Genomic DNA, 20734 nt, shown 5'->3' on the forward strand with positions numbered 1-20734 from the left:
ATAATATGCTAATTTGCCGGAGAAATCTTTCCTGCGATGAACACCTATGTAATGGGAGATATCCATGGCGCCCACAAAGCCATGGTGCAATGCCTGCAACGGGCCGGGTTCAACTACCGGCAAGATACCCTGATACAGCTGGGTGATATCGCCGATGGGTACGATGAGGTCTATGATTGTGTAGAAGAATTGCTGAAGATCGACAACCACGTGGCGATCCGGGGCAACCATGACCAATGGTTTTTCCACTTCCTGGAAACCGGGCTCCACCCTCAATCCTGGGCGCAAGGCGGCGAAGGCACCCTACGCTCCTACCTCAAGGCGCTGGGCATGGAAGGATTGATCCCCCTGTACGGCAATACACCCGCCAGCGCCCTGCAGCCCGCGGAGATACCACGCTCCCACCGTGCCTTCTTTGCCGCGCAACGATTATTCCATATCGATGGCCTCAACAACTGCTATGTACATGCCGGGTTCGACAGAACGCTCCCCATCAACATCCAACCCAAAGAGATCTATTACTGGGATCGCCACCTATGGCTGCAGGCACTATCCTGGGAAGCCACCAACCGCCGCAGAATCAGGAAGACAAAATTCCATATGGATACACCCTTTCAGGAAGTATTCATCGGTCATACCCGCACGCTGATGTGGGATACCGACCAACCCATGAAAGCGGCCAATATTTACAATATCGATACAGGAGGCGGAGGAGGAGGAAGAATTACCATCATGAATGTAGCCACCCATGAATATTGGCAATCGGATCCGGTTAATGAGCTCTATAAAGTCTCCTACCGGTAATCAATTCCCGCATTTGTACAAATTCCCATTTGTAGCATGGCATTCCCTGTGCGGTAATTCATTCCATGAACGGGAGAATCAGTAAGGTAGGTACATGAAAAAGGCCCCATAGACATGGGGCCCGTTAACCAAAACTAACTGCTTATGAGAAAAAATTTATAATTGCTTTATATAAGAATAACGTTTGTCGATCTGCTTTGTTCCCGGTCCTTTGCTGCATCATTCGAACAATCTATAAACGACGGCACTGTCCATTTTATTTTACATGTACGAAATTCCACATCCTACCAGGTACATTAGTGCTATCGCTATCAGTATAATTTTCTTCATCGTTGGCTATATATATAAGACCATTTTAAAAAGAAAAGGTTGTACCAACACCTGTTAAAATTTTCCAAAAGCAGCACCAATCGATTTAAAAGAGCAACAAGTCAAATGTCCACCACTAAACGCATTTAGCAACCGAATTACCGTATCAATAACGGTTCATTAACATCCCTCACATGGTCAGCGACCATCTTTTCCGCCTGAATATTTTTTACCCCCAATATCATCCGGATCGATGGTCACTGACTTCCCTGCGGCTACTTGATCTGTTTGTTTTTCATGCTACTTTCTTTCCGAGGTGATGCACTTTCCCATTTGACGTCAAACGGTTCAATTTGGGAAACACGTTTTGTGTTGCAATCCTCATACCAGGCAACAATTACCGGAAAGTGGTATGCCTTGCGATGATTTCGGTTGTGTGATTGGCCGTTAGCACCCGCAAACGGTTGCGTTATTCCCCACCACCTTTTACACGATTCTGTTCGTCGCCAGCACCCCCTTTCTTGCGTTGCTGACCGTTGCCATTCTTCAAAGGCTTACCAAAGCGATACGTAAAGGTGACATTGACCACCCGGCTATCCCGATAGTTCCTGAAGCGGGCTTCCGTTTCCTGGAAATTGATATCGCCCCGGGGCTGTTGTGTATAGAAGATATCGCGTACGTTCAGTTTAACAGTGCCTTTGCTCTTCAACACCTGCTTGGCAATACCAGCCGACATTTGTCCAAAAGCTTCCAGCAGGATCTGTCCTTCGGGACCTTTGGTGCGGTACCAGCCACTCAGTTCGGCGCTCCAGCCTTTGTTGAACTTGAACTGGTTGTTCATGTTCACCATCAGGTTACCCGCCTGCACATCCAGTTGTTCGCCATTCAGCACACCACTGTACTTGGTATAGTTGTAATTGGTGTACACCATCATCGTGTACCATTTGGCAACAGGCAGCTGCACGCTCACCGACGCCCCTGCATTTTCCCGGCGACCGATATTACCCTGGCGAACGATGGTGGCATAGCCCTTGTCACCGTTGGCCAGTTCTTCCTGGCTGAACGTTTCATTGAACAGGTCTTTTGTCAGGCTATAGTTCAACGTCGTAGTCAGGAATCCCTTGTAGATATGTGTCACTTCGTAGTTGTTGGAATACTGTGGCTTCAGGAAGGGGTTGCCGGAACCATAGGTGAACTTATCGATGAAGAACAGGAAAGGGTTCAGGTTCTCGTAAGAGGGACGATCGATACGACGACCGAAAGAAACGCCAAACTGGTTGTCCTTATTGGCATTGTAACTTATATAAACCGTAGGGAAAAATCCATTATAGGTGCGCTTGAAAGAAGAATCGGGTTTATTGACGTTGATGTCTGTTTGGCGGCCTTCCAGGTTGGTGTTTTCAAACCGAAGACCCGCCTGTATACCCCATTTCTTGTTAAGTTGTTTGTTCAGGCTGACATAGGCAGCATTGATATTCTCTTTATAGGTAAAGAAGTTGGTCTTCTGCAGATCCGCTTCCCACTGACCACCGGCATACTGGAAATAATTAGCACTGTTATCGGTGTTCACATAGCTTGACTTCACCCCTAGTTCCAGTTTCGCCTGGCCTTTCAGCGGATGTGTATAATCCACTTTACCAGAATAGATATTGATCGACAAAGGCAGGTCGCCATTCAGCAGCTCATCGTAGCGCTTTACCCATTTAGGATCATACGTGGTATTCACGAAACGCTGATCGTTGGTAGCATCGTAGCGGATATAATCTACGTCGGCACTCAACTCGCGACCTGTAGAATCGAACTGGTGACGCAGGTTCAGGTTGACGCTTACATTCTTCCATACTTCTTTGATATAGGAATCGGCGGTATTGATGGAATCGACCAGCGATTGAGGGTTCTTAAGATAGCTGGTATTACGACCATCGCTTTCTTCCGGATTGAAGGCGCCACTCAACACCACACCCAGGGTGGTTTTATTGGTCAGGTAATAATCCATGCCCAATTTCAGGTTGTTGTTGCGGTTCTTCCTTTTCATAAAGGCAACCTGCTCGAAGATGGCGCGGGTAGAGGCATCGGGATTCTTGAAGCGGCGGTAGATGTCCAGCTGCTGGAAATTCTCATTGTACCCAAAGCTATAATTGCTGAACAGGTTCACCTTACCATCGCGGTAGTTGAGGCTCATACTTTCGTTGGTCTTGAAATAAACACCCTGGCCAACGCCGGCAGTCACGCTACCATTGAAACCTTTAACCTTGTTCTTCTTGGTCTTGATGTTGATGATGCCCGAGTTACCGGCTGCATCATATTTGGCGGGCGGGTTGGTCATGATCTCGATCTGATCGAGCTGAGAGGCCTGCATACCTTTCAGCAGGTTGGCGAGTTCCGCGCCGGTGAGGTAAGTAGGACGTCCATCCATCATCACGACCACACCCTGCTTGCCTTTCAGGCTGATATTGCCATCCTTGTCAACTTGCACACCAGGGGCTTTTTCCAGCACTTCGAGCGCATTAGCGCCTACATTGGTAACCTGGGCTTCTACATTCACCACGGTGCGGTCGATCTTTTGCTCGATCATCGGCCTGCTGGCAGTTACGGTGACGGACTTCAGGTCTTTGGAAACGGCGATCAGCGCAATGCTACCGACGGCTACGTCGGAACCAGCCATTTCAAAGGCGCTGGTATATTTCTTTTCATGACCAACGGCAGACACCAGGAGCAGGTATTTACCCTCCTGGACGTTCTCGAAAGCGAATTGGCCTGTCTTGTCTGATACGGAAATTTTAGCTACAGCGGAGTCTTTGGCTTTTAATAAGGAAACGGTGGCGGCTTGCACAGCGGCTTTGTCGCCGCCACCGATTGACCCTGTGATTTTGCCAGCCTTCTGTTGGGCTTCGGCTACAAAATGCACGGCAGTCAGCATCATCGATGCTAAGATCAGTTTTGTTCTCATGGCTATACTCTTTATGAAGTTGAATACTTTGTCTTTGCTATTACAGTCCAAAAGTAGGTACTATGTGTTACATAGTACATTGCCAAGTGTCAGATGGCTGCTAATACTGATGTTCGGTAAATAACGGGGAACGATAATAGGACGCAGAGCGGCGGAGAAGGTTACAGGCAGGTGGCAGGTTGGGATGAGCGGCAGGCATTCGGGGATGAATGGCAGAAACCTGCCCGGGCACAAAAAAAGCGGGCATAAACCCGCTTTTGATATGTAATGTGTTTATATTCAATAATAACACCTGCCCTTATCCTTTGATCTCTTTTTCCAGCACTGCCGAATCGGCAATTTTCTTCCGGGTCAATACATAATATAATATGAGACCCGTAATGACCAACCCCGTGGAGATGAGCTCTGCCTGGGTAGGGTGAAAACCAAAGATAGAATAGGTAGTGTTGACCCGAATTTTTTCTATAAAGAAACGCTCCAACCCATTCACCATCAGGTACACCGCAAAGATGGTACCCGGCACTTTCAGGCGGCCGCGCAGCGACCACAACAGGAAAAACAACAGGAAGCCCGCTACCGACTCATAAAAGGGTGTCGGATACACCGGGATGGGCAATTGATTGCAATATTGAGGATCGGTACAACCGGCGATGGGCGTACCCTCATTGATCACGTTGTGGGGATAGTTGTAGGCCACCATCCAGTCGGGCAGCCAGGAAGGCGCTTTCACCGATTTGTGATGGATCTGGTCCAGCGACTGTGCCTGGAAAGTCTTCAGGTAAAATCGGTTGTTGGCCTCCAGCGTCGTTCTGAACTGGGTGGTATCTGCCAGTTGCACTTTCGCTTCCGGTGTTGTGATATAGGCGCTGTTGAGAATGCCCCAGTCACCATCACCTGCCACCTGGCAACCAATACGGCCAATGGCATACGCGATCATCAGGCCCGGCGCTACCGCATCGCATAAATGACGGAAACCGATCTTGTGTTTGCGCGCATAGAAATAAATAGCCACCGCTGCGCAGATCAATCCACCATAAAAAGTAAGACCACTGAACGACAGCAGGGCCTCGATCGGACTGGCCCAGAACTCATTCCAGTTTTCGAGGTTATGGAAGATCTTGGCGCCCAGGAAACCAAACAGCGCCGCATAGATCACCAGGTCTCCTACCCGGTCATGGGGCCAGATACGCACGGTACGCTCTTCGGGCTTGGCAAGCTTTTGCTTGTTCTTTTCCCACCATTTGATACCAGCAAACACGACGCCGAGGGCAATACCCAGCGGCCAGTTGCCCGCTCCGGAGAAGATAAAGGCTTGCGGATCTTCAGCAGCAGGATCCTTCGACAAGAACAGGCCCAGTATTTTGAAGCCCAGGATAAAACCCAATATAAAATTGAGGAGCAGATCGGCCAATGAAGCCGGCTTGCCCACTACGATCTTTACTTCCTGATACCCCAGCAACCCTGCCCGCTCTTTGCGCTTCAGTTCGTGCGTAAGCACCCAGGCGGCGGCCAGGAAAGAAAGGGCCACAAAGAACCCAAATGAATTCACAAAGCGCAACGCTTTTAATTCAAGGCCAAACAGATCACGAAAAGCATAATATAAATTGGGATACATGGAAGAGCGTAGTTGAATTTAATGAGAACGGTTATAGGATTTGAATGTGCAATGATAAGTAAAAGGTTCCAGCAATAAAAAACCCTCCCAGGAATGGGAAGGTTTATCACTATGAACAAAGCTGATTTAATCAGCATAATTCCATTTCATAAAGGCCGCTTGTGACCGGGCCTTTGAAACCGGTTAGCAGTACTGATCAAAAGCACCGATCAGGTTGTGCGCAATCATTTGTGCCGGGCGTCCTTCTATCTGATGACGCTCGATAAAATGAACCAGTTGGCCATCTTTAAACAGCGCAATCGCTGGAGAAGACGGAGGATAAGGCAACAGGTGCTCGCGCAGCTTCTTGATCGCATCTACATCGAATCCAGCAAAGCTGGTGGTCAGGTGGTCGGGTTTCTTGCTGGCATTAGCGACAGCCATCAATACACCTGGACGGGCAGATCCCGCCGAGCAACCACATACAGAATTGATCATTACGAGCGTCGTTCCTTGCTGAGCAACTTGCGTGTCAACATCAGCAGGGGTCAGTAATTCGGTGAAGCCATAATCCGTCAGCTCCTCTTTCATGGGCTGCACTATTTCAGCTGGATACATAATTATTGTATGTTTTTAAGTTCAATTGTTAGAACGCAAATCTACGCAAAAAGTTGACGCCTTGTTTTGAAATGGATAAACTGCCCTTATGTCACCATAAACCCAACACAAACCGCCAACTTGTCTTACCAGCCACTCATTTCCTTCCATTTTGTCTGACCAAACCTCTGATTTTGGCACTGGTACACCATTTGGACATGGGGCTGTACAATCTTTCAAAAACAAAAAAAGCATAAGACTATGACACAGGTAAAGTTTAACAACCGTCCCGCTAACAGAGTTTTCAATAATGTATTTGATGAACTGTTCAATCAGTTTCCGGCTACCTGGAAAGACAGTTCCCTGCACAATCCCCCCGTCAACATTCATGAAACACAAGATGCATATCATGTTGAGTTGAGCGCACCCGGTTTGGCCAAAGAAGACTTTCAGATCAAAGTAGAAGAAGGTCTGCTGACCATCGGTTACGAAAAGAAAGAAGAAACTAAGGAAGAAGGCTACAAGACCGTGCGCCGGGAATTTGCAACACGCAGCTTTAAAAGAAGCTTCACGGTAGATGAGAACATCGATGTAGACAATATCCAGGCTAAGTATGAGCAAGGCGTGTTGAAACTGCATCTGCCCAAGAAGGAACAGCCTAAAGCAAGTGTTAAACAAATTAACATTCAGTAAGCAAAGGCTTTAAATATTTCATAAACTTTTTTCATAAGCAGTTGGTTTTGGTTATTAGTCCCATCCCGATATCAATCGGGATGGGTTTTTTATTGTTTTGTTATTAACTTCGGCCACGATTTTACAACATGATAAGTCCAAATCCCTTCGCAAAAAAATGGCTGGTGTTGATCGTATGTATGATCGCACCCACAGTTTGGTTAACGGCGCAAGATCGACTGACTGACACTATTCCGAAATCTGTTGACACGGTGGCCCTCCCACCCACGCACCAGGACTCGGCAGACATGCTATTGCGCATCAAGAACCTCAATCCTTATTTTACACTCCATGTAGACTCCACCCTCATTTACCGGCTGGAGATCAATAAGGATGAATCCAAGTATTATTGGTACCTCCGCAACTCCCCCGTGGGCCTGCGGATCAGTAAAGACAATGGTACGCTCACTTTTAAAGCTGAAAAATCTTACTTCCTGAGCGGTAAACTGCGGTACGACAATGAGTACCGGGTAAACCTGGGGGTACAGAGCCTGGACAATCCGGCCGAACGGGTAGACACCTCCTTCGTGATCGTGTTCTACAACACCGAGATCGTACCGGCCCGGGTCAAGCCGTCCATCAGCTCTACCATTACGATCGAAGAAGGCGACACCCTGGCTTTCAAAGTACAGTGTGAGTTTGGCAGCTTCCCGATCGAGAACATTACCATGCTGGCCAACCTGCCCATGAAGGGATACACCAACGTCAAGAAATGTGAGGACGACTTCATCTGGTCTCCCCCCTTCGACTTTGTGAAGGAAACCGATCCCGGCAAGGAGCGGATCCTGATTCTCAGCTTTATCGGCACCAACCGCTTTATGGTTCGCGATACGGCAACAGTCAGGGTGATCGTAAAAGATGCCCTCAATTATCCTTTTGCGCTGCAGGAATACAAGTTGTCGGCCCGTAATATTGAAACCTATATTTTACAGCTGAAATACACCTTTGTACAATTGGATAAAGGCGTCAAGAAAACCAAAAATGCTCGGACGGGGTTTGACATCACTAGTTCTACCACGGCATTAACTGGTACCATCATGAGTTCGGCGACCAGCGCTGGCACCCAGAAAACCGGCAAGATCCTGCCCAGCGTCGGCGTATCACTGGTACCGATCAAAGAAGCCGTAGCCCCTCAAAAGGTGTTCGATCAGAACCAGGCCTCTTCCGTGCGTGCTGCCATCAAGCGGCTTGACTATATGGTCAAGGATCAAACCCTGGTCGGCGAACGTGATCCGGACATCAGCCGGAAAACGGCCAAGCTAAAAGATGAGCTCAAGCAGATACAGGTGCAGCTGATCGATGTCCCCATCGAGATCACCAACGACATGACAGAACGGGAATTGAACGACTATTTCGACAGCCCTAAAGTGCGCAGAAAATACCGGTTGAAGAAATAACAGCACCAGACTCCCCTATTCATACAAAAGGGCCATTCCAGACGGGATGGCCCTTTTATTTGTCCGGCACAGCACAATGCCTCAAAAGCCGTCGCGCGCTGCCGGAGGAGCCGTGGCTCCATCCCTCTCTACTCACAAGGTTCTTTGCGGCGGGTATCGATCAGGTACTGGATCTTCCACTGGCCATTGAGGCGAACCAGTTGAAAGGAGTTGACCCCGCAATGACTGAAACTGCCGTTGAAATAGAATTTGTAGGGCGTCCATACAATAGCCAGCGGGCCATCGATGCGAATGGTTTCGAATTGGATGCGTTCATCGGCCGCTCCGGCCTTTTGCTTACCTACAAAATCAGCAAACGCGCTGACCTGCTCATTCCTGATCACCGTTCTGCCTTCCCGATTACGGGTAATAATGGTTTGCAGTACGGCACTGTCGGCAAAAGCGCCCTGCACCATCGAGGCATTGGCGCTTTTCATGCCTTCAAACAATTGATTGATCGTCGCTTTCACAGAATCTTCGGCTTTCTGGGCCTGGCTCAGGTGGCTCATACCTACGAAAGCCAGCAGGCACAACAGCATTCTTTTGTTCATGTTGATTACATTAAGGAGCCATAAATATAAAGGAGCCGGACAGCCGTTGGCGGGGATTTATACGGGCGGCAACGACCGTTGTCGCAATTGTACAGAATTGGGCATAACGACTTCTGAAGCAACGCAATCGCCTGCCGATATGAAGGGGCCTGCCGGTAAAGACGGGCAAACGGTAAGGGCACCAATAAGAAATCCCGCTGCCTCGACGAGCGAAACAGCGGGATTCGATATAGTTCCGTAAAACGGATGATCTTAGTAGTCCATACCGCCCATACCAGGAGCGCCACCACCATGTACATGGGGCTCTTCTTTCTTAGGCTTGTCGGCAATTACACACTCAGTAGTGAGCAACATACCGGCGATTGAAGCGGCATTTTCCAGAGCGATGCGCGATACCTTAGTAGGATCGATAACGCCAGCCTTGAACAGGTTCTCATACTTCTCTGTGCGAGCGTTGAAACCGTAGTCAGCCTGACCTTCTTTCACCTTTTGTACCACGATGCTGCCTTCGATACCACTGTTGAACACGATCTGACGCAGGGGCTCTTCGATAGCGCGCTTAACGATCGCGATACCAGTTTGCTCATCTTCGTTAGCCGCAGTCTTCAGCTTGTCCAGACCAGCGATAGCGCGGATGTACGCGATACCACCACCAGGAACGATGCCTTCTTCAACAGCAGCGCGGGTAGCGTGCAGGGCGTCGTCAACACGGTCTTTCTTCTCTTTCATTTCTACTTCAGTAGCAGCACCTACGTACAGTACAGCCACACCACCGCTCAACTTAGCGAGACGCTCTTGTAATTTTTCTTTATCGTAGTCGGAAGTAGTTACTTCGATCTGTGCTTTGATCTGGTTTACACGGGCTGCGATTTCTTCTTTCTTACCCTTGCCGCCAACAACAGTGGTGTTGTCTTTGTCGATGGTCATAGAAGCCGCGGTACCGAGGTAGCTCAGGTCAGCGTTTTCCAGCTTGTAACCTTGCTCTTCGCTGATCACGATACCCTTGGTCAGGGTAGCGATATCCTGGAGCATTTCTTTACGACGATCACCGAAACCAGGAGCCTTTACAGCTGCTACTTTCAGGGTTCCGCGGAGCTTGTTCACTACGAGTGTAGCGAGTGCTTCACCTTCCAGGTCTTCAGCGATGATCACCAGGGGACGGCCGCTTTGTGCAACCTTCTCCAGGATGTGAAGGATATCCTTCATAGCGCTGATCTTCTTGTCGTAGATCAGGATATAAGGGTTCTGCAGTTCAGCTTCCATTTTTTCGCTGTTGGTAACGAAATAAGGAGAGATATAACCGCGGTCGAATTGCATACCTTCTACTACGTCAACGGTAGTTTCAGTGCCTTTTGCTTCTTCTACAGTGATCACACCTTCTTTACCTACTTTACCAAACGCTTCAGCGATCAGCTTACCGATTGCTTCGTCGTTGTTGGCAGAGATGGTAGCAACCTGCTCGATCTTTCTTTTGTCGGAACCTACAACCTGAGACTGGCTGGCCAAGTTGGCAACAACAGCAGTAACAGCCTTGTCGATACCACGCTTCAGGTCCATGGGGTTGGCGCCTGCAGCTACGTTCTTCAGACCTTCAGCGATGATCGCCTGAGCCAGAACGGTAGCCGTAGTAGTACCATCACCAGCGATATCAGCGGTTTTGGAAGCTACTTCTTTCACCATTTGAGCGCCCATGTTCTCGATGGGGTCTTCCAGTTCGATTTCTTTGGCTACAGTCACACCATCCTTAGTGATAGCAGGAGCGCCAAATTTCTTTTCCAACACTACGTTACGGCCTTTAGGACCTAAAGTTACCTTAACGGCGTTTGCGAGGACATCAACTCCTCTTTTCATTTTATTGCGTGCTTCGATATCGAAGAACAGTTGTTTTGCCATGATATTCTTGATTTGAGAATTTGAATAATTGGAAATGCGAGATAAAAAAGATTAAACGATCGCTAAGATATCGCTCTCTCTCATGATCAGCAGATCATCACCTTCGATCTGGATTTCTGTTCCGGAATATTTACCATATAATACGGTGTCACCTACCTTAACTGTTACCGGCTCGTCTTTCTTACCAGGACCTGCAGCTACCACGGTACCGCGCTGGGGCTTCTCTTTGGCAGTGTCGGGGATGATGATACCTCCGGCAGTTTTCTCTTCCGCTTTAGCGGGTTTCACAATTACCCGGTCGTGCAAGGGGGTAACATTAAGCTTCTTAGCCATAGTTTATCAGTTTTTTGATTTTGGTGAAATTGATTACTAATGTTTAAATAGTGGTTCAAACGCCTTTCTGTCCGGGAATAGCCCCGGTGGAAAGTCCGCAAAGGTAAACATAATCCATACCAAACCGGATTTACAGGTCATTTTTTCAGCTTCTAACCGTAAGGCTGACAGGGAGTACCGCGCGAAGCAGGCTATTCGCCTCAGCTTCAATGCCAAATTAGCAGGCAGCGGATCAATGTTGCAACGAAAGTTGGCAGACCACCTTGTTTGTCAGTCCGCCGGCAGGCCGGGCTGCTGGCAGTATATTGGAAACCTTTCCGTGCGGAAACCGCTGGCATTCACCCCTATTTCCGGTATCCAAATTCCTTATTCCACCGGAAAACGTTAGTTTTGCCGGTTCAAAATAAGCTCTTAGCATGATCAGCAGAAGAAACATCCGTGTGAAGGTAATGCAGGCCCTCTATTCCGTAGAAAGCCAGGAAACGAATGAAAAACCAGGCGATCCGTTTAAGCTCCTCCAGAAACATTTCGACCAGACCCACCAGCTCTTTGTGTTCCTCATTCATTCGCTCTTAGAGGTAGCACGCTATGCAGAAACCGACTCACGCAACCGCGCCAGCAAACACCTTCCCTCCAAGGAAGACCTGAACGTGAACATCAAACTGGCCGGCAACGAACTGCTGTGGAAGATCCTCGAATACCCTTCTTACCAGAAAGCCGTCAAGGAAACAAGACCAGAATTACTGGACAGTCCTGACATGTTACGTAAACTTTACTGGCAACTGGTCGATACAGACCAATACCAGCAATATATTGCAGTAGCAGGACGGGATAAGAAAGACGAGAAAACGATCCTCGAATTCATCTTCAACGACCTGTTGTTGCCCAATGAGGCCTTCACCAGCTATGTGGAAGAGAACTTTACCAATTGGGACGATGATGCGGACATGCTGCGCGTGTTGGTACAGAACTTTCTCAACAAGCCAGCTGCTTTCAACTTCCAGGAGTTGATCAGCCGGGAGAAATGGCTGTTTGGCAAAGGACTGCTGGAGACGGTGATCGGCAAGAAGGACGTGACCATGGAGCTGATCAAACCCAAGCTGAAGAACTGGGATCCCGAGCGGATCGCTGTACTCGATATGATCCTGATGCGGATGGGTGTGTGTGAATTCCTGTTCTTTGAAACCATCCCGCCCAAGGTCACCATCAACGAATACATCGACCTGGCGAAGGAATACAGTACCCCCCAGAGCGGTCAGTTTGTAAATGGTATCCTGGACAATATTCACAAGGACCTGGTGAAGGATGACCGGATGCATAAAGTGGCTTTCAAACCATCTTAATCGAAGATTTCAAATACCCCATCAATAATTATCAGATGAAAAAACTCATGTTCCTGGCCCTGGCGATCGGCGTAGTTGCCGTAGCCTGCCAAAGCAGCGCTTCTGAAAACAAAGCAGCGCAACCAAAACCCGGTGAACTCACCACCATCCAATGGGTCGATACCCTGAAGGAAATGGGTCAGGTGACGGAAGGACAGGTAATAGACATCTCCTACCGCTTCAAGAATGCGGGTACCAAACCATTGGTGATCGAACAGGTAAATGTTAGTTGCGGATGTACCGTGGCCGAGAAGCCCGAAAAGCCCATTGCCCCCGGTGAAGAAGGTATCATCAAAGCATCTTTCAACAGCACAGGCAAACCCGGCCCCAACTCCAAAAGCATTTATGTAGTGGCCAATACGGAAGGTTCTAAAGAACACCGACTGCAGTTCATGGTGGATGTAAAACCAGCTGCCGAGAAAAAGTAAACTGTTAATATACAGTTGATTTAGAGATGAAGGGCAATTAATTATCCCGATTGCCGTATCTTGCGGCCTCTGGTTAAGTAATTATTAAACATTTTTTAAAACCGACATACGAATGAATTCTCAATTAGTTGTTTTATTGCAGGCATCAGGCCCCGGCGGCGGTTCTATGCAACTGATCCTGTTGGGTGGTATGATCCTCATTTTCTGGTTGTTCATGATCCGTCCGCAAGCTAAAAAAGCGAAGCTGGCAAAACAATTCCAGGAGAACCTGCAAAAGGGTGACAAAGTGGTAACGATCGCAGGTATCCACGGTAAGGTATACCGGATCAATAGCGAAGACAACACCATCGATCTGGAAACAAGCCCCGGCAGCACCATCAAGATCGAAAAGAGCGCTATCTCTATCGAGTGGAGCAACAACGTGAACAAAGGCACTGCTGCTACACCAGCCAAATAAGTTTACCAGTGAACTTTTTATACGGCCGGAACCGAATGGTTCCGGCTTTTTTTGTGCAGTTGATGCTAATTAAACAGGCCCTATTAAAACAGGATTTTACGCAGTAGCTTTGCGCCATGTTAAAGATCGGACTGACAGGCGGTATCGGATCGGGCAAAAGCACCGTAGCCAAAGTATTTGAAGTGCTGGGCATTCCCGTGTACTATGCCGACGACGTAGCCCGGTCGATCATGAATGATGATCCCGACCTCAAGGCACAGATCATACACCATTTTGGAGCAGCCGCCTATGAAGGTGGTCCGCTCAACCGCAAATACATCGCACAGATCGTCTTCAACAGCGAGGAGAAACTCGCCCTGATGAACTCGCTCGTTCATCCCGCCACCATACGCGCCGGCGAACAATGGATGGCCCAGCAAACCGATCCCTATGCGATCAAGGAAGCGGCCATCATCTTCGAGAGTGGCACCCAATCGCAGCTCGATTATATGATCGGCGTGTATGCGCCCGACGCCCTGCGCATCCACCGTACCATGCAGCGTGACAACGTAACCCGGGAAGCCGTGATCGCCCGAATGGACAAACAGATCAGCCAATCCATCAAAATGCGCCTCTGCGACTTTGTCATTACCAACGACGAACAGCAGGCAGTAATTCCGCAGGTGATGCAGGTGCACGAAAGGTTGCTGGCGTTAAACGCGCACCTGGCCACCCCATAGTAGCTTTCCTGCCAGCTTCCCCTGACGCCTCGACAACTTCTTGCCTGGTTGCCTCGATGCCTTTTTTCCTCGATGCCTGGTTGCCTTGCTGCCTAATTGCCTTACTTCCCCACCATCCTGCTCCATCCTGATCGCATGATCAACAAATACAACCTTTTATACAGGAATTTTACCCAAAATCGTAAATGTATTTTCCGTTTTGCGGTGCAATCGGTATCTTAAATCAAATATCAGATTGCTATGCACAGAAGAAATTTCCTGCAACAATCCGGCAGCCTCCTCGCCGGAACCATTCTTGCCGATTCCGTACTCGCCAACGAAAACCTGACCGCCCCATTCGCCAAAAAACGCATCGCCATGGTTGGCACCGGCGTACGCGGCATCGGCATGTGGGGCAAACCCGTCATCGAAGAGTTTAAAGACCAGGTTGAATTCGTCGGTCTTTGCGATATCAACCCCGGCCGCGTGGAAACAGCCCGCAAATCACTCAAGCTCTCCTGCCCTACCTTCACCGACTTCGACAAGATGATGAAGGAAACCAAACCCGACACGCTCATGGTCATGACGGTTGATGGTACGCACCACGAGTTCATCATTAAAGGCATGGAATATGGCGCCAACATCATCACCGAAAAACCCATGACCATCGACGAACAGAAATGCCAGGCCATCCTCGATGCCGAGAAAAAGACCGGCAAGAAAGTAACCGTCACCTTCAACTACCGCTACTCACCTCATCGGCAAAAGATATACGAACTGTTGCGCAACGACACCATCGGCAAGATCACTTCGGTCGATTTCCATTGGTACCTCAATACCTCCCATGGTGCCGATTATTTCCGCCGCTGGCACCGCCTGCGCAAGAATGGCGGCTCCCTGCTGGTGCACAAAGCCACCCACCATTTCGACCTGCTCAACTGGTGGATCAATTCCGAACCCGAACAGGTCTTTGCCTACGGATCCCTCGAACACTATGGCAAGAACAACAGCTTCAGACATACGAACTGCCGCCCCTGCCCCCATAAAAAAGAATGTAAGTTCTACTGGGATATGACCAAAAGCCAGAGCCTGATGGAACTGTATGCCGCCAATGAACACCACGACGGCTACCTGCGCGATGGCTGCGTGTGGAAAGAAGACATCGACATCTTCGACAAGATGGCCGTGCAGATCCGCTACGCCAACAAAACGCAGGTCAGCTATTCATTGACTGCCTACTCGCCCTATGAAGGCTACCGCATCGCCTTCAACGGTACCAAGGGCCGCATCGACGCGTGGATCAAGGAAAGCCAGCCCTGGGAAGAAGAAGGCTTCGACGAGATACAGATCACGGAAAACTTCGGCAAACGGGAGATCATCCGCATTCCCAACCGTGAAGCAGGCCATGGCGGTGGCGACACCCGTTTACGCAAGCAGGTGTTCACGCCGGGTGATGATCCGTATAAGCAGGCTGCCGGCAGCCGCGATGGCGCCATGTCTATCCTCATTGGCATCGCTGCCCGCAACAGCATCGATACCGGTAAGCCCATCAATATCGGCGAACTGACCTCCCTGCAACCGAAATCGGTGCGGGTATAAAATAGCAGTCAATACCAAATTCATCAGGGCGCTTCTTACGGAGCGCCCTTTTTATGCCAGGACTCGCCACCCATCCTATTGTCTGTTCGGCTTTGGCGGTTTTAATTATATTTAGTCCCTAAAAATCAAGGCGTACATGAGAAAATACACGACAGCGATCCTGCTGGCCGCCCTGACCGCATTGACGGCACAGGCACAACAGGATTACTCCCCCTACCAGCAACAAACCAGCCGGCTACAGGCACTCACCAAACAGTATCCGCAGCTGGCCAGCATCAAATCGATCGCCCGCACCAACGGCAACAAAGACATCTGGATGCTCACCATCGGCAGCGGCAATAACACCAGCAAACCAGCCATTGCCATCGTAGGTGGCGTTGAAGGCCAACATTTGCTGGGGGCCGAACTTGCCATCGGTTTTGCTGAAGACCTGCTCAAAGGCAGCAGCTCCGACAGCATCAAAGCCCTGCTCAACAAAACAACTTTCTACGTATTTCCCAATATGAGTCCCGACGCCAGCGAACAGTATTTCGCGGCCCTGAAATACGAACGCTCTGGCAACGCCACCACCACCGACGATGACCGCGATGGCAAAACCGACGAAGACGGCTATGACGACCTCGATGGCAACGGCAAGATCACCTGGCTACGCGTTAAATCTCCCCTGGGTATTTATAAACTGCACCCCGACGATTCACGCGTACTCATCAAAGCCGACGCCGCCAAAGGCGAAAAAGGCGAATACCTGCTGTATGCTGAAGGCATCGACAACGACAAAGACAAACTGTACAATGAAGATGGCCCGGGCGGTATCTCGTTCAACAGGAACTTCACCTACAAACATCCCTCCTTCACCCCCGGCTCCGGTGAATTTGCCGTATCCGAAAAAGAAAACAGGGCACTGGTCGATCAGTTGTTTGACCTGTTCAATGTATACGCTGTATTCAGCTTCAGCACCGACAACAACCTGTCCTCACCGATAGCCTATAACCCCGCAGCAGCCAACCAGCGCATCGTAGCCGGCTACCTGGAGCCCGATGCCAAAGCCAATGCCCTGGTATCAGAACTATACAACAAGGTAACAGGCATGAAAGAAGCACCCAAATCGACACCGGCCGGCGGAGATTTCGGCTCCTGGGGTTACTACCACTATGCCCGCTACAGTTTCAGCACACCCGGTTGGTTTGTACCCAAAGCCAAACCCGACACGGCTAAAAAAGAAAAGGCATTGTCTGTCGACGATCCCACCGCTAACTACCTGCGCTGGGCAGCACAACAAGGCATCACCAATACCTTTACGCCCTGGAAAGCGATACAGCACCCAGACTTCGCCGGTCAAACAGCAGAAGTAGGCGGCATCGATCCCTTCGTATTGATCAATCCTCCGTATAAACTGGTACCCGATATCGTGAAAAAACACACGAGCTTCATCGTACAGGTAGCAGCCTACCAACCCGAGCTGGACCTGGTCAACGTGAAAACGGAAAAGCTGGGCAACGGTCTCACCCGCATCAGCCTCGAAGTAGCCAACAAAGGCGTTTTCGCTTCTCACACCAAACTGGGCGAAAGAAGTTATTGGATCAAACGCATACAGGTGAAGGTGAATACCGCGAGCACTCAAACGGTCATCAGCGGTCGCAAGAACCAATTGCTGAATTCCCTCGACGGCCTCAGTGCACAGCCCCTCACCTGGCTGATCAAAGGCAGCGGCAAAGTCACCATCGAAGCCGGCAGCCCGACCACCGGCACTGCTAAAACCGACATCAATCTTTAGTACGCTACACAAAACAGACATTCATGAAACGCAATATATCCCGAGTACTCCTCAGCTGCGGCCTCGCTATCGGCAGCCTCTCTCTGCAGGCCCAGCAACCCAACCAGGTATTCAAAGGCGCCGGCAGCCCCGTACGCCCCAAAGTGCCCATGAGCTGGAACCGCTACAACGACCATGCAGGCATCACCGATATCGTCAAGAAGATCGCAGCCGCGCATCCCGAACTCTGTAAACTGGAATCCATCGGCAAATCCTTTCAGGGCCGCGACCTGTGGTGCCTCACCATCAGCGATTTCAAAAAAGGAGGTGATGTTAGCCGCAAACCCGCTATGTACATCGATGGCAATATCCACTCCAATGAAGTACAGGGCAGTGAATTCGCCTTGTATACAGCCTGGTACCTGACAGAATCCTTTGCCGATACCAAATACATCCAGGAGCTGCTGGCCGATAAAACCTTCTACATCGTGCCCACCATCAATCCCGATGCGCGTGACAACTTCTTCCATGAAGCCAACACCGCCAGCTCACCCCGCTCCGGCCTCATTCCCGTCGACAACGACCGCGACGGACAGGTAGACGAAGACGGCTATGACGACCTCGACAAAGATGGTCACATCGTGATGATGCGCCGCAAGAATCCCAATGGCCGTTGGAAACAGGACACCAAAGATCCCCGCAAAATGGTGATGGTAGGTCCCGAAGAAAAAGGGGAATATGAACTGCTGGGCCAGGAAGGCATCGACAATGATGGCGATGGTCTCGTGAATGAAGATGGCTACACCTTCGAGTATGACCCCAACCGCGACTGGGGATGGGGATGGCAGCCAAACTATATTCAGAATGGTGCCTACAAATATCCCTTCTCCCTGCCAGAGAACCGCGCCGTGATGGACTTCGTGATGAAGCATCCCAACATTGCTGCCGCACAATCGTACCACAACTCGGGCGGTATGATCCTGCGTGGACCCGGTGGACAGGAAGACGTAGGCACTTACAATGCAAACGACGTACGCATCTACGATATACTGGGTAAAAAAGGCGAAGAGCTGTTGCCAGGCTACCGCTACCTCGTTGTATACAAAGACCTGTATTCAGCCTACGGTGGCGAACTCGACTGGTTCTATGGCGGTCGGGGCGTATATACCTTCTCCAACGAACTGTGGACCTCTTACCTGATGTTCAACAAAGGCAACGATGACGACGACAACGGCGTGGATCCCTCCTACCAGTTCGATCGCTACCTCCTCTTCAAAGATGCCTTTGTAGAATGGCACGAATACGACCACCCGCAATATGGCAAGATCGAGATCGGTGGTTTCAAAAAGAACTTCGGCCGTATGCACCCCGGTTTCCTGCTCGAAGCCGACGCACACCGCAACATGTCGTTCAGCATCTTCCATTGCTACCAGACTCCTAAGCTCTCCATCGATTCCATTGCCGAGAAAGACCTCGGCGACGGCTTGAAAGAGATCACGGCCGTGGTATACAACGAACGTATCATACCGACGCATGCCAGCCAGGACCTGAAGTTCAAGATCGAACGGCCCGATTACATCACCCTGACAGGCGCTAAAGTGGTAGCCAGCATGATGGTCGACAACCGCGATCTTGGCATCACGACCGAGCAGCAAACAGAACCCGCCACCATTGTGGTACCCAATATTCCCGGGCAGGGCAGCGTGACCGTACGTTGGATCGTGCAAGGCAATAGCAAATACACTATCACCGTAGATAGCCGTAAGGGCGGATTGGTGATCAGGGGTAAATAGTAAGCTGCAGAATAAGCTATCGAAAGCCATACGCTGCGGGCAGGAAACAGGGACATTTATCCCGCACCTTGCCCGCAGCTTTGTTTATATTTGGTGATGAGCCTCCCTATCCAAACAGTGCACTTATTGCCGGTACTGGATCAAAAACTGATCGAGTTGCTGCGCTCCCTTACACCGGAAGAATGGAACCTGCCCACGGTAGCCCGCCTATGGACCGTCAAGGATGTGGCTGCCCATATCCTCGACACCCACCTGCGGACACTGTCGATTGCCAGGGATGGTTATGTTGGTGACCCGCCAGGCGCCATCGGTTCCGCGCAAGACCTGATCGATTACCTCAACCGGCTCAATGCCGATTACGTACACGCGAGCAAACGCCTGAGCCCGGCCATCCTCACCGAATTGCTGGCCGTGTATTGCCCCCAGGCCAGCGCTTACCTCGCTACCCTCGCCCCATTGGAACAAGCGATCTTTTCGGTTGGCTGGGCCGGTGAAGAAGTCTCTGCTAACTGGTTTCACATCGCCCGTGAATACACCGAAAAATGGCACCACCAGCAACAGATCCGGGATGCCGTCAACAAACCCGGTATCATGACTGCTGAATTGTATCATCCCCTGCTCGATACCTTTATGCGTGCCCTGCCAGTAGTATACCGGGGTACGGCCGCCCCCGCCGGTACTACCGTAAAAGTCAGTATTTCAGGAACCGGCGGCGGTGACTGGTTCATCACCCGGGAAGCGGGATGGGTATTGACCGATCAACCCGCCACCACACCTGCCGCCCATACCACCATCGATGGCAGCATTGCCTGGAAACTCTTCTCCAAAAGCTGGCGCAGGCCACAGGTAATACCCTATACCACCATCATGGGCAACCGGGCGTTGGGAGAAGTGGCCCTCGACATGGTTTCCGTGATGGCCTGATCAACCACCCAATAACCGTTTTCGACAACCCGATGACGCAACTAATGACCACCACCACTTGTTCTACACCTAAATAATTGCTATGGAAAAAATCAACCTCGCCGACAAGTTTGCCAGCTTCACAGAACACTGGAATCCCAAGATCGCCGGTGAACTCAATGGACAGCATGTAAAACTCGTCAAGTTTCAGGGGCCCTTCACCTGGCATCACCACGAGCACGAAGACGAACTCTTCCTGGTCGTGAAGGGCAGCTTCATCATGGAATTCCGCGATAAAAATGTAGTGCTGAACGAAGGAGAGTTTATTATCGTACCCCGGGGCGTAGAACACCGCCCCAATGCACCTGAAGAAGTAGAAGTATTGTTGTTTGAGCCCGCAGGCACCCTCAATACCGGCAATGTCGACAATGCCTTTACCCAAAAGGAGTTGAAGAATATATAAAACCTATAGGGAAAATGATGAAGGCCCGGGCATGATGACCGGGCCTTCGTCATAGTATG

General features: G+C 50.1%; 18 protein-coding genes. 12 read left to right on the forward strand and 6 right to left on the reverse strand.

What is annotated here, in order from left to right; genetic code table 11:
* Nucleotides 1–36 precede the first annotated feature (36 nt).
* Entirely contained in the window at nt 37–804 is a 768-nt protein-coding gene (locus tag P2W70_RS19690) for a metallophosphoesterase (RefSeq protein ID WP_276483227.1), read from the forward strand.
* A 778-nt stretch (nt 805–1582) separates the two neighbouring features.
* Here the strand turns inward: P2W70_RS19690 and P2W70_RS19695 are convergent.
* From P2W70_RS19695 to P2W70_RS19705, 3 genes are all read right to left on the reverse strand, one after another.
* Nucleotides 1583–4063 (reverse strand): outer membrane beta-barrel family protein, encoded by a 2481-nt coding sequence (locus tag P2W70_RS19695; protein WP_276483228.1) that lies wholly within the window; start codon nt 4061–4063, stop codon nt 1583–1585.
* A gap of 298 nt (nt 4064–4361) precedes the next feature.
* Nucleotides 4362–5678 carry a prolipoprotein diacylglyceryl transferase gene (locus tag P2W70_RS19700; protein WP_276483229.1) on the reverse strand — a complete coding sequence of 439 codons (1317 nt, stop codon included), beginning with the start codon at nt 5676–5678 and terminating at the stop codon, nt 4362–4364.
* A gap of 183 nt (nt 5679–5861) precedes the next feature.
* Entirely contained in the window at nt 5862–6275 is a 414-nt protein-coding gene (locus tag P2W70_RS19705) for a BrxA/BrxB family bacilliredoxin (RefSeq protein ID WP_276483230.1), read from the reverse strand.
* Between the two features lie 240 nt (nt 6276–6515).
* Between P2W70_RS19705 and P2W70_RS19710 the strand changes: the two genes are divergently transcribed.
* Both P2W70_RS19710 and P2W70_RS19715 read left to right on the forward strand, forming a co-directional pair.
* Complete coding sequence (locus tag P2W70_RS19710) at nt 6516–6947, forward strand: Hsp20/alpha crystallin family protein (protein WP_276483231.1); 432 nt, start codon at nt 6516–6518, stop codon at nt 6945–6947.
* 251 nt (nt 6948–7198) lie between these two features.
* On the forward strand, nt 7199–8383 hold the full coding sequence (locus P2W70_RS19715; protein ID WP_276483232.1) for a hypothetical protein: 1185 nt from the start codon (nt 7199–7201) through the stop codon (nt 8381–8383).
* Nucleotides 8384–8511: 128 nt separating this feature from the next.
* Here P2W70_RS19715 and P2W70_RS19720 read toward each other — a convergent pair whose 3' ends face one another.
* The 3 genes from P2W70_RS19720 to P2W70_RS19730 all read right to left on the reverse strand — a co-directional run bounded on the left by P2W70_RS19720 (nt 8512) and on the right by P2W70_RS19730 (nt 11199).
* Nucleotides 8512–8973: a nuclear transport factor 2 family protein gene (locus P2W70_RS19720; protein WP_276483233.1), complete on the reverse strand. Its 462-nt coding sequence runs from the start codon at nt 8971–8973 to the stop codon at nt 8512–8514.
* A gap of 252 nt (nt 8974–9225) precedes the next feature.
* Nucleotides 9226–10866 (reverse strand): chaperonin GroEL, encoded by a 1641-nt coding sequence (groL, locus tag P2W70_RS19725; protein ID WP_276483234.1) that lies wholly within the window; start codon nt 10864–10866, stop codon nt 9226–9228.
* A gap of 51 nt (nt 10867–10917) precedes the next feature.
* Entirely contained in the window at nt 10918–11199 is a 282-nt protein-coding gene (locus P2W70_RS19730; protein WP_275825428.1) for a co-chaperone GroES, read from the reverse strand.
* 416 nt (nt 11200–11615) lie between these two features.
* Here P2W70_RS19730 and nusB point away from each other — a divergent pair, with 416 nt between their 5' ends.
* From nusB to P2W70_RS19775, 9 genes are all read left to right on the forward strand, one after another.
* Nucleotides 11616–12542: a transcription antitermination factor NusB gene (gene nusB, locus P2W70_RS19735; protein ID WP_276483235.1), complete on the forward strand. Its 927-nt coding sequence runs from the start codon at nt 11616–11618 to the stop codon at nt 12540–12542.
* A gap of 35 nt (nt 12543–12577) precedes the next feature.
* On the forward strand, nt 12578–13009 hold the full coding sequence (locus P2W70_RS19740; RefSeq protein WP_276483236.1) for a DUF1573 domain-containing protein: 432 nt from the start codon (nt 12578–12580) through the stop codon (nt 13007–13009).
* Between the two features lie 112 nt (nt 13010–13121).
* Complete coding sequence (gene yajC, locus P2W70_RS19745) at nt 13122–13466, forward strand: preprotein translocase subunit YajC (RefSeq protein WP_276483237.1); 345 nt, start codon at nt 13122–13124, stop codon at nt 13464–13466.
* A gap of 116 nt (nt 13467–13582) precedes the next feature.
* Entirely contained in the window at nt 13583–14185 is a 603-nt protein-coding gene (gene coaE, locus P2W70_RS19750; protein ID WP_276483238.1) for a dephospho-CoA kinase, read from the forward strand.
* A 240-nt stretch (nt 14186–14425) separates the two neighbouring features.
* Nucleotides 14426–15763 (forward strand): Gfo/Idh/MocA family protein, encoded by a 1338-nt coding sequence (locus P2W70_RS19755; protein WP_276483239.1) that lies wholly within the window; start codon nt 14426–14428, stop codon nt 15761–15763.
* Between the two features lie 136 nt (nt 15764–15899).
* Complete coding sequence (locus P2W70_RS19760; RefSeq protein WP_276483240.1) at nt 15900–17537, forward strand: M14 family metallopeptidase; 1638 nt, start codon at nt 15900–15902, stop codon at nt 17535–17537.
* A gap of 23 nt (nt 17538–17560) precedes the next feature.
* Nucleotides 17561–19309, forward strand: a complete 1749-nt coding sequence (locus P2W70_RS19765) for a M14 family metallopeptidase (protein WP_276483241.1) — start codon at nt 17561–17563, stop codon at nt 19307–19309.
* A gap of 96 nt (nt 19310–19405) precedes the next feature.
* Complete coding sequence (locus tag P2W70_RS19770) at nt 19406–20233, forward strand: maleylpyruvate isomerase family mycothiol-dependent enzyme (protein ID WP_276483242.1); 828 nt, start codon at nt 19406–19408, stop codon at nt 20231–20233.
* 82 nt (nt 20234–20315) lie between these two features.
* Nucleotides 20316–20675, forward strand: a complete 360-nt coding sequence (locus P2W70_RS19775; RefSeq protein WP_276483243.1) for a cupin domain-containing protein — start codon at nt 20316–20318, stop codon at nt 20673–20675.
* Nucleotides 20676–20734 lie beyond the last annotated feature (59 nt).

Source organism: Paraflavitalea pollutisoli, assembly GCF_029360705.1.
Classification (GTDB): Bacteria; Bacteroidota; Bacteroidia; order Chitinophagales; family Chitinophagaceae; genus Paraflavitalea; species Paraflavitalea pollutisoli.